We start from the raw sequence: 14,389 nt of genomic DNA, 5'->3' as shown, positions 1-14,389 counted from the left end.
TTACAAACCTAATGAGTCTGATCTAAATCTTTTTTCTAAAATGATGACTTGTTCCATTGACATGTAGTATAGCTCTATTTTACTATGATGTTAGATATTTAGAATATTATCTAAATATCTAAAGGAGGAAATGTATTTTGAACGATGCCTTCAAAGCTTTGGCTGATCCGACCCGGCGTACAATCTTACAGCTTTTAAAGGAGAAAAGTATGAGCGCAGGCGAAGTGGCTGAACATTTTCAAATTAGTAAGCCCAGTATCTCCCACCATCTCAATATCCTGAAGCAGGCTGGGCTGGTGCTGGATGAACGACAGGGGCAAAACATTATCTACACCCTGCATACAACGGTTGTGGCGGATGTCATCGGTTGGATGTTCAGTATCGCCCACTCTGATACCCCTGCCAAGAAAAATGTGAATCATATTAAAGATGCGGAGGAATCTGAATGAAATTGCGAACACGTTGGAGCTTGACGGATGTTTTGACAACTTTGATTGCCTTATCACCCGCCATAGGCGCTATACTGCTGTACGACCGACTTCCCAATGTTCTAGCCTCGCATATTAACTTTAACAATACAGCAGACGGGTATACGAGCAAAAGTGGTTCTATTATCATGCTCGTGTTGTTGGGCCTAGTCCCGCTGGTCATTCGATTGGCTCGCCACATGGACCCCAACAGAGCTAATTATGAGAAATTTTCAAAAGCCTATGAAGTTACGCGTGCAGGTGTTTCTGTAGTTCTCGCTGTAGCTGGATGGGGAATGCTGCTGTATAACCTGAATATACGACTGCAAATGAATGCTATAATTTTAGGGTTAATAGGCCTGATGCTGATGGCGATGGGGAATTATATGACTCAGGTACAGCCGAACTATACGTTCGGTATCCGCACGCCGTGGACTCTGTCTAATCCCGAGGTATGGCGTAAAACGCACCGTTTCGGTGGGCCTATGATGATGCTTGGCGGTGCTTCAGCGTTGGTGGCGGCATGGGTCGGTGGAATGGCGGGAGTAGTCATTTTCCTTACCGTGCTGATCATATCCGTTATCTCTCCTGTACTCTATTCTTACTTGTTGTATCGTAAGCTAAACAAGTAATTAAACAAAGCTACACCTGAACCTAAAAAAGAACCTCCCAAACCGCGATAAACGCAGAATGGGAGGTTCTTTTTACAAGTGAATATTTATTTAAAACAGCAGCTTATCGGGATGCGTGCCTACACGCTCATCAAGATGAAGACCATTGATTCGTTCAATATCCTCAGCCGTCAATTCAAAGTCGAATAAATCAGCATTTTCGCGAATACGATGCGGGGTTACAGATTTGGGAATCGTCACAATCCCCCGATCCAGATGCCAACGCAAAATAACCTGCGAAGAGGTTTTACCGTATTTGGCAGCAATCTCAACGATGTCCGCTTGCTCGGTTAATTTCCCCTTCATCAGTGGACTCCACGATTCAAGCTGAATCTGGTGCTCCCGGCAGTATTGATGCAGTTCTTGTTGAGTCAGACGAGGGTGAAGCTCCACTTGGTTGATGACAGGAACCATGTTGCTGTCTTTGAGGAGGTCTTCGAGATGGTGAACTTGGAAGTTACTAACTCCGATAGCGCGTACGCTTCCTTCTTCATACAGTCGTTCGAATGCCTTCCAGGTTTCCTTGTACTTATCCTTGCCAGGCCAATGAATGAGATACAGATCAATGATATCCAGACCCAGCCGCTTACGGCTTTCCTCAAAGGCACGCAGTGTTGAATCGTAGCCCTGATCCTGATTCCATAGCTTGGTGGTTACAAACAGATTTTCTCTAGACGTCCCACTATCACGAATGGCTTGTCCAACCAGTTCCTCGTTACCGTAGATCGCCGCTGTATCAATGTGACGGTAACCGACCTCAATAGCTGTTTTGACCGCTTCGTAGACCTCATTGCCTTCCGCCTTGTAAGTACCAAAACCGAGCCAAGGCATCTGAACTCCGTTATTCAGTACAGTTGTATCCGCAATGTTCCCCATGTCTATTCCTCCTGTTCCTGATTATGAATGATCCAACGGGATGATTACAGTTTAGTTGCATCCTGAAAAGCATTCACTTGAAGCGGAGCAGCCAACAATTCTTTAGCCGCGGCAACAAATGCCTGGAAATGGGCAGAATTATTATGGAAATCTACAGCAGCAGCATCTTTCCACTCTTCAACCATCGTAAATGCGTTGGGATCATTCAGATCCTGCATTAACGTGTAGCGTACATTGCCTTCTTCAGCTTGGGATGCGCTGATCAGCCCTTCGGTTTGTTGCAAAAAAGCCTCTCTTTTTTCAGGTAAAACTTTCATATCGGCATGAATAATAATCATTTTATGTTCCTCCTCGTATTATGTAACTATTTCTATTATAGACCATTCTTTCGAAAGAATAAAAGTGCGGGCGTTTCTGTAATACAGTAAAATAGATCGTATGGGGGAGAAGATCGGCAGATCCGTTCCTCCTATATTTTGTTTAACGGCGGTGAAGGCATATGCGTTTTCAGACAAAACTAATGGTATTTATATCCCTTTTAGTACTGGTAGTTACCGGGCTGTTGGGATTATCCTTTCGATATATGATCACCTCCGCTCTATATGATGAAATCGGAGAAAGGGCGCTCACCGTCGCCAATACCCTCGCCGTAGATGCGCAGGTCAGAGACGCTCTGGAGCAGACTGAGACGACGCAATTGCGTTCGCGTATCAACGAGGTCATAAAACCTGTCCAAGCCAGCAGCGGCGCTGATTTTATTACTATTGCTGATCGTCATCTCATCCGGCAGTGGCATGTAAACCCAGAGCGCATCGGCACGCCTATGATAGACCCCATGAATGATAAGGTACTGCAAGGGCAGTCCTTTATCACTGAATCGACGGGCTCTCTCGGACCGTCAATACGCGCCAAAACAGCCGTTTATGATACGCAAGGTAAGGCCATCGGGCTCGTCTCTGTAGGTTTTTTAATGACAGATGTGCAGCAAAATATTCGTACATACACATATGCATGGCTCTGGTTTATGGTGGGCGCGCTGATGATCGGCATATTGGGAAGCCTGGTTATAGCGCAACGGGTACGCCGCGCACTGCATGGACTGGAGCCAGTGGAAATCGGACGGCTGTACCAGGAAAAGCAAGCTATTATTGAGTCCATCGGCGAAGGAATTATCGCGGTGAATAGTAACGGACAAATCACACTTGCCAATCCACAGGCAGCTCGCTTGATCGGACTCCCCGCGGAAACCTCTATCTACGGATGCGACCTTCGCCACTTGACAGGTGTTCCAGATGTACTGGTTGATATGCTTGTTGCCGATTACACAGTAGAGCATTCAACGATGGGGCAAGATCAGGGACAGGACATATGGAATAAGGAAATTGAGGTCCAGCAGCGAATTGTAGTCGTCAGCCGTGTGCCGATCCAGGATCGTTCCGGTCGCATCATGGGCACGGTTGCCAGTCTGCGTGACAAGACCGAACTGCTCCACATGACACAACAGTTGACAGAGGTCAAAGATTACGCAAAAGTACTGCGATCACAAACACACGAATACGCCAATCGGCTGTATCTCATATCCGGCCTGATTCAGTTGGAGTGTTATGACGAAGCGGTGGACTTTATCACCCAGGAATCAGAGGAATATCGTGTACACAGGCCGATTGGCACAGCTCTCCTAACCGATTCAATCATCGCCAGCCTACTGATCGGTAAGAAGAAACAGGCGCTGGAAAAAGGGGTTTTACTCCATTCTGATATTAAAGGAGCATTCTCAACCCAGTCCCCTACGTTGGAGTGGTCCTTTCTCGCTTCCATAGCCGGAAACCTGCTGGACAATGCCATGGAAGCTGTTGCGATGTCCTCCATCTCTGACGGACAGGTCTGGTTCCGGCTTGAAGAAACGACTGAAGCCATCATCGTCGAAGTTGCGGATAACGGATCGGGAATTTCGGACGATATCCAAGAAAAGTTGTTTGTCAGAGGAGCTTCGACCAAAGCAGAAGCAGGACATGGATATGGCCTTGCTCTCGTGCTGGAGTACACTGAACGAATGGGCGGCTCTATAGAAGTGCACAAGCGTCCTGGTGGAGGAAGTATTTTTGAGGTATACATTCCTTTAATTAGGACAGATACGAGTAATGATGCAAAAGGAGGTTATGCCCATGAATGAGCGGGTTGTATCGGACATTGAGGTTCTTATTATTGAAGATGATCCGCGAATTGCGGAGATTAACCGCCGATTTATTGAAAAGGTGGACGGGTTCACCGTATGTGCAATCGCGACGAACGAATTTGAGGCAAAACTTCAACTGGACGTGCTCCGTCCTCCTCTAGTCGTGCTGGATGTTTATTTTCCTGACACGGATGGTCTAACCCTGCTATCGTTCATCAAGCAACACTATCCGGGTACAGATGTTATTATGCTGACTGCCGCCAAAGAAGCTGAAACAGTGGTACAAGCCGTTCGAGCAGGCGTGTTTGATTTTATCGTAAAGCCGCTTATATTCGAGAGATTGCGTGCGACCTTGGAGGAATATGCCCGATTTCGGCGACAAATCACAACATGGCAAGAGGAACAATCCACAGTCGAACAATCTGAAATTGACAGTTTGCTTCAAAGCGCGGGCACCGGTCGGATGGCGGGGAACGGAGTTGGAGAACTATGGGCCAAAGGCATTGATAAAGTAACTTGCGACAAAGTGCTAGATCTCCTGAATCGACGGGGTGAGGTGACTACGGGTACAGTGGGAATTGAGCTGGGTATGAGCCGTTCTACAGCCAGAAGGTATCTGGAGTATTTAGTGGAAAGTGGCGACGCGCACCACGATCAGGTGTACGGAACCGTCGGCAGACCGGAGCGTATCTATCGCCGACAGCGGAGGGATGCATAAACCGTCCAACTCTGATGTCCTGGTACTTCCCCCTCCTCCTATTCATAATTTTATTGAATTTAATTCACTTAATCGATCAAAACGGTTTAAATAACCACATTATTTACGTCCTCCTTCCCGATTGCTAGAATGATCAACAGTTAGTTGATTGATAATGATTATCAGTTTCTCTGATAATCATACTGGAACGGGGGATAACATATGGCAACACCGAAACAACCACTGCGCACAGGTATGCTGCTTGCAGCGGTCCTGGCACTACTGACGGTCATTATGGCGGGATGTGGAAGCCAGTCACAAGATAACAGCGCAGTAGCACCTCAAGCAACAGGCGACACTCGAATGATTAAACATGAGATGGGAGAAACCAAAGTTACAGGTACACCCAAAAGAATCGTAACCCTGGAATTCTCTTTTGTCGATGCCACAACCCAACTGGGCGTAACTCCTGTCGGTATAGCTCAGGAAAATGACGATGATATTGATGGGCTGCTCGGCAAGAAAATCGACTTCACACCAGTAGGCACACGCAAACAGCCAAACCTGGAAACGATCAGCTCCTTGAAGCCGGATTTGATTATTGCTGATCTGAATCGTCATAAAAGCATATACAAAGAACTTAGTGAGATTGCTCCGACCATTGTTCTAAAGAGCCGCAACTCCTCCTATGAACAAAACTTGGCATCCTTCGGTGTCATCGCCGACGCGTTGGGTGAGAAGGAAAAAGGCGAGCAAATTCTCGCTACGCATAAAGCTACAATGGAAAAGTTGAAAGAAGGCATCAAAGCTGGGGAGCCACGCAGCGTATTGCTAGGGGTATTCCGTTCTGATTCACTATCGGCTCACGGCGCTTCATCCTTTGATGGACAACTACTGGAGCAAGCGGGTATCCACAATGCCCTTCAAAATACAAGCGAGCCTACCGTCAAGCTGACGCTGGAACAAATTTCACAAGCGGATCCTGATGTGATCTTTTTGGTAGAAGCCGATGAGAAGCTGATTGCGGAATGGAAGCAAAACCCGCTTTGGCAAAACATTACGGCCGTCAAAAAAGGGGAAGTTTACGAAGTAAACCGGGCACTGTGGACCCGGTACCGTGGACTCGGCTCAGCCGAGAAAATACTGGAGCAAGCCATTTCGCTTCTGTATCCCGCGCAAAGTAAAGGAGACGGCTCCCGTTGATCGGACAAGCCTCACGCGACCGGCTGAATAAGCCGGTCTTCTTTGCACTTATCGCTGCGTTGCTGGCTGGACTGCTGCTCAGCGTGGCGATTGGCCCGGTCAGAATGGACATCCCCACCATGCTGACAGCGCTGTTCACCGAGCATCCGTCCAAGGATCAGCTCATTGTCTTGACGGTACGCCTACCGCGTGCCGTTATTGGCCTAATCGTCGGGGCCGGGCTTGCCGTGGCTGGAGCCCTGATGCAGGCCATCACACGCAACCCGCTGGCTTCGCCGCAGGTATTCGGGGTCAGCTCAGGCGCTTCGCTGGCTGTCGTGCTGTCCGTCGTGCTGCTGCCGAATATCGGATCGTCCGGCAGCATTTATTTTGCTTTTGCCGGGGCCATCGCAGGCGGCTCCTTCGTATACGCGCTGGCCGGAACGGCGGGCATGACGCCGGTCAAGCTGGCCCTTGCCGGGATGGCCGTGCATCTGCTGCTGGCCTCCATCACCCAGGGACTGCTCGTGTTCAACGAGCAAATATCTGATGTGCTGTATTGGCTCGCCGGAGCCATCGACGGGTCCACTTGGGCCGACACGCGTCTGGTGCTGCCATGGTTCGCCGTGGGTATGATTCTTGCGCTGGCGCTGGCCCCCTCGCTATCTGTGCTGAGCCTCGGGACGGAGGTTGCACAGGGATTGGGACAAAACGTACGTCTTGTCCGCCTACTAGCCTCGGCCTCAGTGATTATGCTGGCAGGCTCTGCCATAGCGGTAGCCGGGTCCATCGGCTTTGTGGGCCTGATGGTACCGAATATCATCAAGATGTTTACAGGCGACAATTACAAACGGGTCATTCCCCTGTCTGCAATCTGCGGAGCTCTGCTGCTGACATATGCAGACGTGCTTGGACGATTTATTGCATTTCCTTATGAATCACCCGTTGGCATTGTAACCGCGCTGGTGGGTGCGCCCTTCTTTTTATATCTTGCGCATAAGAACGGGAGGGCTTCACGATGAAAAAACTGTGGATTTTACTCGCGCTCATGCTGGGTGTTGCTTTTATAGCTATAGGCGTGGGCAGCACCTACATTACGCACTCTGAGCTGATCAAGGCTCTGACGGATCGGAATGCCTCTTCCTGGTTCATCGTTCACCATTATCGGCTGCCACGCGGTCTGCTGGCCATCATGGCCGGAGCTGGGCTGGCAGTAGCCGGTGTTCTGCTGCAAGGCATGATCCGCAACCCACTAGCCTCGCCAGATGTGGTAGGTGTATCCAAGGGGGCCGGCTTTGCGGCGGTTCTCGTCATCGTGCTGCTGCCCTCATCCCCAGTGGCACTGCTGCCTGTAGCCGCCTTTGTCGGGGCTGGGCTAGCTGCACTGTTGCTCGTACAGCTTTCGATGAAGGGAGGCATGCGTCCCAATATGCTAGCCTTGACCGGACTGGCGGTGGGCGCTATTTTTCAGGCTGCGACCGATTATATACTGGTCAAGTATCCACTCGAAGCCAGCGACACGCTCACTTGGCTAGCTGGAAGTCTGTGGGGCAAAGGCTGGGACGAAGTGTATGGGCTACTGCCGTGGTTAATCGTGTTGCTGCCTCTCGCCTATACACTACAGCGCAAGCTGGACATTATGAGCCTAGATGAGGAAAGCTCTGCTGGGCTGGGACTTAGCGTGAAGCGTGTGCGTACAGGACTGCTAGCCGTGTCAGTCGCCTTGGCTGCCTCCTGTGTCGCTGCCATCGGCTCCATCGGATTTATTGGACTGCTGGCACCGCATCTGGCACGGCGGTTATTTGGCAATCGCCACCGCTATCTATTGCCCGGTTCGGCGATGATCGGCGCTCTGATTCTCGTCCTCGCTGACGCGCTGGGACGAGGTCTGAAGCCGCCGCTCGAAATTCCCGCTGGCATCGTGACAGCCGTCATTGGCGCGCCATATTTTCTGTATCTATTGCTGCGGGAACGCAAACAAAAAGACAGCGGATAGGCTGAGGATAAGAAGTTGCGCAGCGCAGCTAAACGCAGTACTATACCCTAGCGTTTAGCTGTGCTACCTCTCCACCTGTACACCGATACGCCGATTAACTTCTTTTCTAAACGATTCATCATGCAGTAACCTCTTTTTAAAATCATTTATCATTTCGGGAAAGCTGGCATTTGTGCTTGGGTCCAAATCGTTAAAAAAGACAGCTAGCTCTGTCGAATGCCCTTCCTTATCTGTCGCATACATGGCCAGTGTCAAAACATAAGCTGTAGAGCCACCTTTTTGCCCAGTATGTTTCAGGGATTGCTGGTTTTCAGGAAGAACCATAAATGGTTCCTCCAACACCTCGGACAATAACTTTTGCTCAGCTTTTGTGAACCCTTGACGACGATTTAGCTTACTCATTAAAGAGGCATAATCGGCTGTCGTTGAAGCTATAAAGCGATCCGTATTGATACGATCATAATCCTGATCATACCAAGTCGTAATATCTGCGTTTCTCTTGTAAGAACCACTCACATCACGGCGCAGCTTGTTATGAATTACGCGGGCATATCGGCGAAATTCCGTATCAGACATCGCCTGAATGGCTTCTTTGGCAGAAATATTATTCTTTGTATTATTCCAATTCTCACCTTGTCTTTCCTTCATCCATTCGTAGGGAATCAAAATGGAGGATACAAACGGATAAATGGGATCATGATTTTGCAGCCCCATTTTGGCTCTCGTCCGATTGATCGCATCCACCCCCAGTTTGTCCATTAAATACTCCGCATTGGCGTTGGAACTGAATTGAATCATCCCCTTGGCGACGTCTCGTACAGATACAGTTTCATTCTGTATCCGCCCTTTAGCCTCCATATTCTGTAGCCACGCCGTATGAGCACCCCCATCCAAACCCGGCAAATAAAACCTTTCCAGCGAAATCAGCTTCACTCTCCTGTCCGGGTTAATCTTACCCACCATCGCTTGCTTGGCATATTCGATCGCAATGATTGTTTTGACGGTGCTCGCCAAAGGCATCATCCGATTTTCTTCTTGGCCTGCCAACTTTTTTCCATCTCTCAGAATCGTAATCGAAACTTTTTCTGCATTCGCTTCCACAAAATGAAGTAAACGGCGGGCAGCATCCTGTTCCTTCGTTTCTTCCTTAACGTCAGCTGCAATCGCAGTTGTGGGCCGGACGGTATTCGAGGGATTAGCCACTTGATTCTGCATGAAAGATAGTAAGCCTGCCGCTATACCCATAACAATGAGCACTGTAGCCAAACTAGTTGCTACCACAATAAGGCGCTTTCGTTTCACTATTACCTCCCCCCGTATGCACTTCACACACAGGTTTATTTTCCCATTTTTATATTTCAATTTCTATTTTAAACGAAAACACAGTACAAAAAGTTTCATTACGTGTCATATTTTCAAATAACATAAAAAAGAGAGCCTCCTGTATATAACACAGGCTGACTCTCTTTCACTATCCTTCGACACTTATGCTGGATAGGGTACTTCGGTTCCATTCAATATGAGGTGCATCCGAATTTCCGCTTTTAAGGAATCGGATACTGCACAATATTTTTCCTTCCCCATCTGAATCGCTTTCCATACGCGGTAATCCGGAATATCTCCATCTACGTGGAATGTCAGATCAATCGCTGTAAAGCCTGTCGGCATTTCTTCCTTGCGCGTACCTTCTGCGTCAATATCAATGCGAGTAATGTCCGACAAGAAACGATCCAAAATCATTGTGATATCGATACCCATACATCCTGCCAGACCTGCCAACAGCAGTTCCATGGGTGTCATCCCTTTACCATCACCGCCATAAGCCGCCGTAGCATCCATCCCTACAGAATAACCGGATGGTCCCTCCGAAGTAAACGCGCGTTTGCCGTGCCAAGTTGTAGATACTTTCATGTTCAAAGGCCTTCTTTCCATCTTAATAATCTATTATTTATCCTCCATCTTACTTTAAAATTCACTGATTTGGCGTAAAAATTTCTGTGTTCTCTCATGCTGGGGAGTGTCAAAAAACGCCTGTGGCGCTGCCTCCTCCAAAATGATACCATCTGCCATAAATACGACCTTGTCCGCCACCTCGCGAGCAAATTTCATCTCATGAGTAACGACGACCATCGTCATTCCGTCTTGAGCCAGCTCTCGCATAACACCCAGCACTTCCCCTACCAGCTCGGGATCAAGCGCCGATGTCGGCTCGTCGAACAGCATAATCGCCGGGTCCATCGCCAGCGCACGCGCAATGGCGACTCGTTGCTGTTGTCCACCGGACAGACGTGAAGGATGTACATCCTGCTTGTCCGACAACCCCACCCGCTCCAATAACCGTTGTCCGATGGACATAGCCTTGTCGCGCGGCATTTTTTTTACTGTCAGCAGTCCTTCAATGACATTGCCGATTGCGGTTTTGTGCGGATACAGATTGAATTGCTGGAACACCATCCCTGTCTGTTTGCGAATCTCACGAACGGCTGCTTGGCGGACACGAACGGGAGCCGTAGCATCGACCTCAATCCCATTCACCTCAAACTTGCCGGAAGACAGCTCTTCTAGACCGTTCAGGCAGCGCAGCAAGGTACTTTTACCTGAACCGCTCGGGCCGAGTAATACGACGATTTCACGAGCGGCAACCTGAAAATCAATGCTTTTCAGAACCTCTACCTGTCCGAATCGTTTACCTAATCCGTTAGTTGTTATCATCATCTATCATCTCCACCTTAATAAGCTCGAGCCAGACGCTTTTCCACCCGCTCCAGTATAGCGGAGAATCCAATGCTCATAATCCAGTACATCAGGCCAATTTCGAGCAAAAACGGCATGTAAAGCAAATACTGCGCCTGTAAAAGCTGTGCCTGCCGCATCAATTCACTGACCCCGATAAACGACACCAGCGACGTTTCTTTAAGCATACCTACAAATGTATTCCCCATCGGTGCAATTGCGATCCGTACCGCCTGAGGAAGAATAATACGCCACATCGTTTGACCGGGCGACATTCCCGTTGCATAAGCTGCCTCGGTCTGTCCCTGGGGTACGGCTAAAATAGCTCCACGGAACGTCTCCGATAAGTACGCCCCTGTATTAATGCTAAGTGCCAGACAAGCAGCTGTCAGCGATCCGAATGATATTCCATAATCATCCAGTCCATAATAAATGACCGCAATCTGCACCAAAACCGGCGTCCCCCGAATGATCGATACATACATGCGCGCCAGCCATCGAACAGGTCGATTCCCCTTCAACCGGGCCACAGCAACAATCAAACCAATGATTAGGCCAAAAAACATAGAGACAATCGTAATATATAGCGTATAATAAGCACCCTTTAATAAAAAAGGGACGTTCTCCCACATTAATTCAAGCATTGGTTATATTCCCTTCTTTCAGACGAGTGGCCCCATGTCAGCATGAAAGCCAAGACTGGAGCCAGACGCCTCTAACAGGCTTACGTTATTCTTTTGGCTCCTCGCCAAACCATTTTTTGAAAATTGTTTTATAAGTGCCGTCTTCCTTCATTTCCTTCAAAGCCTTGTTCAAGGCTTCTTTGAGCTCAGGAGTTTTCTGGTTAATGGCTACACCCGCTTGATCCGATTTAATCGGCTCGCCTACGGCTTTAATTTGGAACCCGTTTTTATCGATAATAGGCTTGAGAGCATACAGATTGTTGATTGTTGCGTCAATACGACCAGAGTTTAGATCCTTTAAGGAAGTAATGACATCATCATACGTTTTAATCTCAAAATCGCCTATCTTCGGCAGTACTTCATTCCGCAGATAAGATTCATCATTCGTTCCCAAGCCGACACCAATGGTTTTGCCTTTAAAGTCCTCCAGCTTGGTAATATCATTTGTTTTGCTGTTTACGATAATGTTTACATTGTTTGTGATATAAGGCTCTGTGAAGTCAATAGCCTTCTTACGATCCTCTGTAATCGTCACCTGACTAATCACTGCATCGAATTTTTTCTTTTGCAAACTTGGAACCAGTCCCGAGAATTCTTGTGCCGTGAACTCCGGTTTCACTCCAATCCGCTTCGCCAATTCTTTGGCGATATCCACATCAAATCCGTCCAATTCCTTGTTATCGTTCAAGAAATTGTACGGCGGATAGGTGCCCATCATGCCTACCTTAATTACACCAGCCTTCTTGATTGCTTCGAGCTGGTTACTCGCTGCCACATTACTGCTACCCGCTCCATTGCTAGTATTAGAAGCTTCTGGCTTAGTACCGCAAGCGCTCAGCACAAGGCTGAACAATGCCACAGCCATGAGTGTAGTTACCAAGAACCCTTTTTTACGTGTTTTCATGTATCCTTCTCTCCTATCTGGATGTAAATGATTGAGTTCATATATGTGATTTGGCTATATTATTTGTTCCAACTACCCATTCATGCGATGTTGACCCTCTAGCTTTGACCTAATAGTCCATAAAACTCAAAATTAGCCGCCTCTGCTGCCAATCTTTTAGCAGTTATCTGCGTGATATGGTCATATGTTCCCTCTGAACCGAATAGCCAGCGTGTAATGACCCCTTCGATCATACTCATGAGTAGTGCCGCCCTTAATTCGACATCCAATTCAGCAGGCAACATGTTTAGCTCGATCGCTCTTTCCATATTGCGCCGAAATGCCAGCTCCATCGCGGCCCTTGTCTCTCGGATACTCTGGCGCACCGGTTCATCGACACCACTGCCGATCAGCAGCAAACCCATCAGATAGCGGTTCTCCAATGCAAAATCAAATAACCGAACAAACAGCGCCTCCGATGCCTTAACCATATCAGCCAGCGTTCCCGCATCACGGCGATATCCCTGTCCAATCGCTGACAGTAGTTGTTCACGACCGGTAGCGATAATCTCCAGCGCCAGTGCCTCTTTGCTTTTAAAATGCCAATAAAACGTGCCTTGGGCTACTCCAGCCTCTACCACGATATCTGAAATCTTTGTTTGATGGTAACCCTGCTCGGCGAACCGCTTCAATGCAATGTGAAGAAGCTGTGTTCTGCGGTCTGTTTCTTCCCCCGTGTGCTCAGCAGGTTGGTCATTTGAGACGGTCTCGGACTGCTTCGCCTTTCGTGGCTGCATGGGTTCCCTCCTCCCGATTGATCAGTCAGTCAGTTTTGTATTTTTAATCCTATAGGATAAGTATACTTTTGTCAAAGAAAAAACTGTCAGAAGAAAATAAAGTTTTGCTGCTCCATGCTACGAAGCGTGAATGTGGTGTTATGCCAAGGCACCTTTCGAGCGTATTTCCAAAATTCATATATCCTCTCCTTAGAAGGTTACTATCACTTTTCCTTCGGAGTGGCCAGTAGAAACTTTATTTAAAGCCATGTTAATGTCATCAAAATTATAAACTGAATCTATAGCGGGCTTAATATCTTCATCCTCAACTAGTTTCGTCAGTTTTTGTAATTGCCTGCCATTAGCGGACACGAATAAGAAGCGATATTCTTTATTCTGTTTAACTGCTAATCGATCTAAACGAGCACCTACTAAACCAAATAATAGCTTTTTCCATATTGGAAAGTTATTTTCAGCAGCAAAGCGGTAATTGGGTAAAGCCTTCAATGATACCAATTTCCCTTGGGGTTTGAGAATAGCAAGTTCCGTTTTAATTTCTTTTGCCCCCAATGTATCGATAACATAATCGATATTAGATAGCAAATCAAAATAATTTTCCTCTTTATAGTTAATGAATTGATCAGCGCCGATGGACAGTGTTCGTGATCTCCCTCTTTCACTGCCGCTCGTAATCACATATAACCCCATCGATTTGGCAATCGGGATAGCCATTGTACCAAAGCCGCCGGTTCCTCCAGAAATAAATAGTTTTTTATCGGGTTGAACATGAAGTACATCATGCAAGGCTTGATATGCAGTCAAAGCCGTGAGGGGTACCGCGGCGGCCTCAATAAAAGAAAGATTTTTAGGCATAACGGAAATCGCATCCTCATGGACTGCCGCATACTCAGCAAAAGCTCCGATTTTATTTATTGGCAGCCTCGTATAAACGGGATCTCCAACCTTGAATTTCACAACATCTTTTCCAACAGCCTCAATAACGCCGGATAGTTCGTTTCCTAAAGTTAAAGGGAAGTCATAATCGGCAATCATGCGAATACTACCATTTAAAATAAGAATGTCTAAGGGATTTACACCTGCAGCTTTTACTTTGATAAGAACCTCATGGTTATTGATTTCCGGTATTTTTATATTGTTTATTTCCAATTGGATTTGTTTTGAATATTTTTGCATTTGCGCAGCTTTCAATTCTTCATCTTCTCCTTTTCTCATTTATCTTAATTCCACA

The 14,389-nt window shown here is 47.5% G+C and carries 16 protein-coding genes; 7 read left to right on the top strand and 9 right to left on the bottom strand.

What is annotated here, in order from left to right; genetic code table 11:
- Positions 1-137 precede the first annotated feature (137 nt).
- Positions 138-449 (top strand): autorepressor SdpR family transcription factor, encoded by a 312-nt coding sequence (locus ACWGXJ_RS04405; RefSeq protein ID WP_061830867.1) that lies wholly within the window; start codon positions 138-140, stop codon positions 447-449.
- Complete coding sequence (locus ACWGXJ_RS04400; protein ID WP_452566273.1) at positions 446-1,099, top strand: SdpI family protein; 654 nt, start codon at positions 446-448, stop codon at positions 1,097-1,099. Before ACWGXJ_RS04405 ends, ACWGXJ_RS04400 begins: the two co-directional genes overlap by 4 nt.
- Positions 1,100-1,189: 90 nt before the next feature.
- Here ACWGXJ_RS04400 and ACWGXJ_RS04395 read toward each other — a convergent pair whose 3' ends face one another.
- Positions 1,190-2,014: an aldo/keto reductase gene (locus tag ACWGXJ_RS04395; RefSeq protein ID WP_235307288.1), complete on the bottom strand. Its 825-nt coding sequence runs from the start codon at positions 2,012-2,014 to the stop codon at positions 1,190-1,192.
- A gap of 44 nt (positions 2,015-2,058) precedes the next feature.
- A complete protein-coding gene (locus ACWGXJ_RS04390; protein WP_250259376.1) occupies positions 2,059-2,352 on the bottom strand; it encodes a putative quinol monooxygenase in 294 nt (97 codons plus the stop codon).
- 161 nt (positions 2,353-2,513) lie between these two features.
- Here ACWGXJ_RS04390 and ACWGXJ_RS04385 point away from each other — a divergent pair, with 161 nt between their 5' ends.
- From ACWGXJ_RS04385 to ACWGXJ_RS04365, 5 genes are all read left to right on the top strand, one after another.
- On the top strand, positions 2,514-4,187 hold the full coding sequence (locus tag ACWGXJ_RS04385) for an ATP-binding protein (RefSeq protein ID WP_452566272.1): 1,674 nt from the start codon (positions 2,514-2,516) through the stop codon (positions 4,185-4,187).
- A complete protein-coding gene (locus ACWGXJ_RS04380) occupies positions 4,180-4,908 on the top strand; it encodes a response regulator (protein ID WP_250259378.1) in 729 nt (242 codons plus the stop codon). Before ACWGXJ_RS04385 ends, ACWGXJ_RS04380 begins: the two co-directional genes overlap by 8 nt.
- A 201-nt stretch (positions 4,909-5,109) precedes the next feature.
- Complete coding sequence (locus ACWGXJ_RS04375; protein WP_250259379.1) at positions 5,110-6,090, top strand: ABC transporter substrate-binding protein; 981 nt, start codon at positions 5,110-5,112, stop codon at positions 6,088-6,090.
- Positions 6,087-7,091, top strand: coding sequence for a FecCD family ABC transporter permease (locus tag ACWGXJ_RS04370; protein WP_069012865.1), 1,005 nt, complete (start codon positions 6,087-6,089; stop codon positions 7,089-7,091). The genes ACWGXJ_RS04375 and ACWGXJ_RS04370 overlap by 4 nt, the downstream gene beginning before the upstream one ends.
- Positions 7,088-8,065 carry a FecCD family ABC transporter permease gene (locus ACWGXJ_RS04365; protein WP_452566271.1) on the top strand — a complete coding sequence of 326 codons (978 nt, stop codon included), beginning with the start codon at positions 7,088-7,090 and terminating at the stop codon, positions 8,063-8,065. The genes ACWGXJ_RS04370 and ACWGXJ_RS04365 overlap by 4 nt, the downstream gene beginning before the upstream one ends.
- A 63-nt stretch (positions 8,066-8,128) precedes the next feature.
- Here ACWGXJ_RS04365 and ACWGXJ_RS04360 read toward each other — a convergent pair whose 3' ends face one another.
- The 7 genes from ACWGXJ_RS04360 to ACWGXJ_RS04330 all read right to left on the bottom strand — a co-directional run bounded on the left by ACWGXJ_RS04360 (position 8,129) and on the right by ACWGXJ_RS04330 (position 14,373).
- Complete coding sequence (locus tag ACWGXJ_RS04360; RefSeq protein ID WP_452566270.1) at positions 8,129-9,367, bottom strand: serine hydrolase; 1,239 nt, start codon at positions 9,365-9,367, stop codon at positions 8,129-8,131.
- 183 nt (positions 9,368-9,550) lie between these two features.
- On the bottom strand, positions 9,551-9,976 hold the full coding sequence (locus ACWGXJ_RS04355; RefSeq protein WP_023987060.1) for an OsmC family protein: 426 nt from the start codon (positions 9,974-9,976) through the stop codon (positions 9,551-9,553).
- Positions 9,977-10,030: 54 nt separating this feature from the next.
- Positions 10,031-10,780 (bottom strand): amino acid ABC transporter ATP-binding protein, encoded by a 750-nt coding sequence (locus tag ACWGXJ_RS04350; protein ID WP_452566269.1) that lies wholly within the window; start codon positions 10,778-10,780, stop codon positions 10,031-10,033.
- 14 nt (positions 10,781-10,794) lie between these two features.
- Positions 10,795-11,442 carry an amino acid ABC transporter permease gene (locus tag ACWGXJ_RS04345; RefSeq protein ID WP_069291124.1) on the bottom strand — a complete coding sequence of 216 codons (648 nt, stop codon included), beginning with the start codon at positions 11,440-11,442 and terminating at the stop codon, positions 10,795-10,797.
- An 85-nt stretch (positions 11,443-11,527) separates the two neighbouring features.
- Positions 11,528-12,385 carry a substrate-binding periplasmic protein gene (locus tag ACWGXJ_RS04340; RefSeq protein WP_452566268.1) on the bottom strand — a complete coding sequence of 286 codons (858 nt, stop codon included), beginning with the start codon at positions 12,383-12,385 and terminating at the stop codon, positions 11,528-11,530.
- 98 nt (positions 12,386-12,483) lie between these two features.
- Positions 12,484-13,161 carry a TetR/AcrR family transcriptional regulator gene (locus ACWGXJ_RS04335; RefSeq protein ID WP_452566267.1) on the bottom strand — a complete coding sequence of 226 codons (678 nt, stop codon included), beginning with the start codon at positions 13,159-13,161 and terminating at the stop codon, positions 12,484-12,486.
- 189 nt (positions 13,162-13,350) lie between these two features.
- Complete coding sequence (locus ACWGXJ_RS04330) at positions 13,351-14,373, bottom strand: NADP-dependent oxidoreductase (protein WP_250259386.1); 1,023 nt, start codon at positions 14,371-14,373, stop codon at positions 13,351-13,353.
- Positions 14,374-14,389: the final 16 nt, after the last annotated feature.

It is taken from the genome of Paenibacillus sp. S33 (assembly GCF_053615415.1).
The sequence above is the reverse complement of the archived record's forward strand: the minus strand, read 5'-3'. Positions and strand labels throughout refer to the sequence as shown.

Coding starts and splice junctions, on each gene's coding strand:
- ACWGXJ_RS04400 (WP_452566273.1), top strand. CDS start 446: ATGAAATTGCGAACACGTTGGAGCTTGACGGATGTTTTGACAACTTTG.
- ACWGXJ_RS04395 (WP_235307288.1), bottom strand. CDS start 2,014: ATGGGGAACATTGCGGATACAACTGTACTGAATAACGGAGTTCAGATG.
- ACWGXJ_RS04390 (WP_250259376.1), bottom strand. CDS start 2,352: ATGATTATTATTCATGCCGATATGAAAGTTTTACCTGAAAAAAGAGAG.
- ACWGXJ_RS04385 (WP_452566272.1), top strand. CDS start 2,514: ATGCGTTTTCAGACAAAACTAATGGTATTTATATCCCTTTTAGTACTG.
- ACWGXJ_RS04380 (WP_250259378.1), top strand. CDS start 4,180: ATGAATGAGCGGGTTGTATCGGACATTGAGGTTCTTATTATTGAAGAT.
- ACWGXJ_RS04375 (WP_250259379.1), top strand. CDS start 5,110: ATGGCAACACCGAAACAACCACTGCGCACAGGTATGCTGCTTGCAGCG.
- ACWGXJ_RS04365 (WP_452566271.1), top strand. CDS start 7,088: ATGAAAAAACTGTGGATTTTACTCGCGCTCATGCTGGGTGTTGCTTTT.
- ACWGXJ_RS04355 (WP_023987060.1), bottom strand. CDS start 9,976: ATGAAAGTATCTACAACTTGGCACGGCAAACGCGCGTTTACTTCGGAG.
- ACWGXJ_RS04350 (WP_452566269.1), bottom strand. CDS start 10,780: ATGATGATAACAACTAACGGATTAGGTAAACGATTCGGACAGGTAGAG.
- ACWGXJ_RS04345 (WP_069291124.1), bottom strand. CDS start 11,442: ATGCTTGAATTAATGTGGGAGAACGTCCCTTTTTTATTAAAGGGTGCT.
- ACWGXJ_RS04340 (WP_452566268.1), bottom strand. CDS start 12,385: ATGAAAACACGTAAAAAAGGGTTCTTGGTAACTACACTCATGGCTGTG.
- ACWGXJ_RS04335 (WP_452566267.1), bottom strand. CDS start 13,161: ATGCAGCCACGAAAGGCGAAGCAGTCCGAGACCGTCTCAAATGACCAA.
- ACWGXJ_RS04330 (WP_250259386.1), bottom strand. CDS start 14,373: ATGAGAAAAGGAGAAGATGAAGAATTGAAAGCTGCGCAAATGCAAAAA.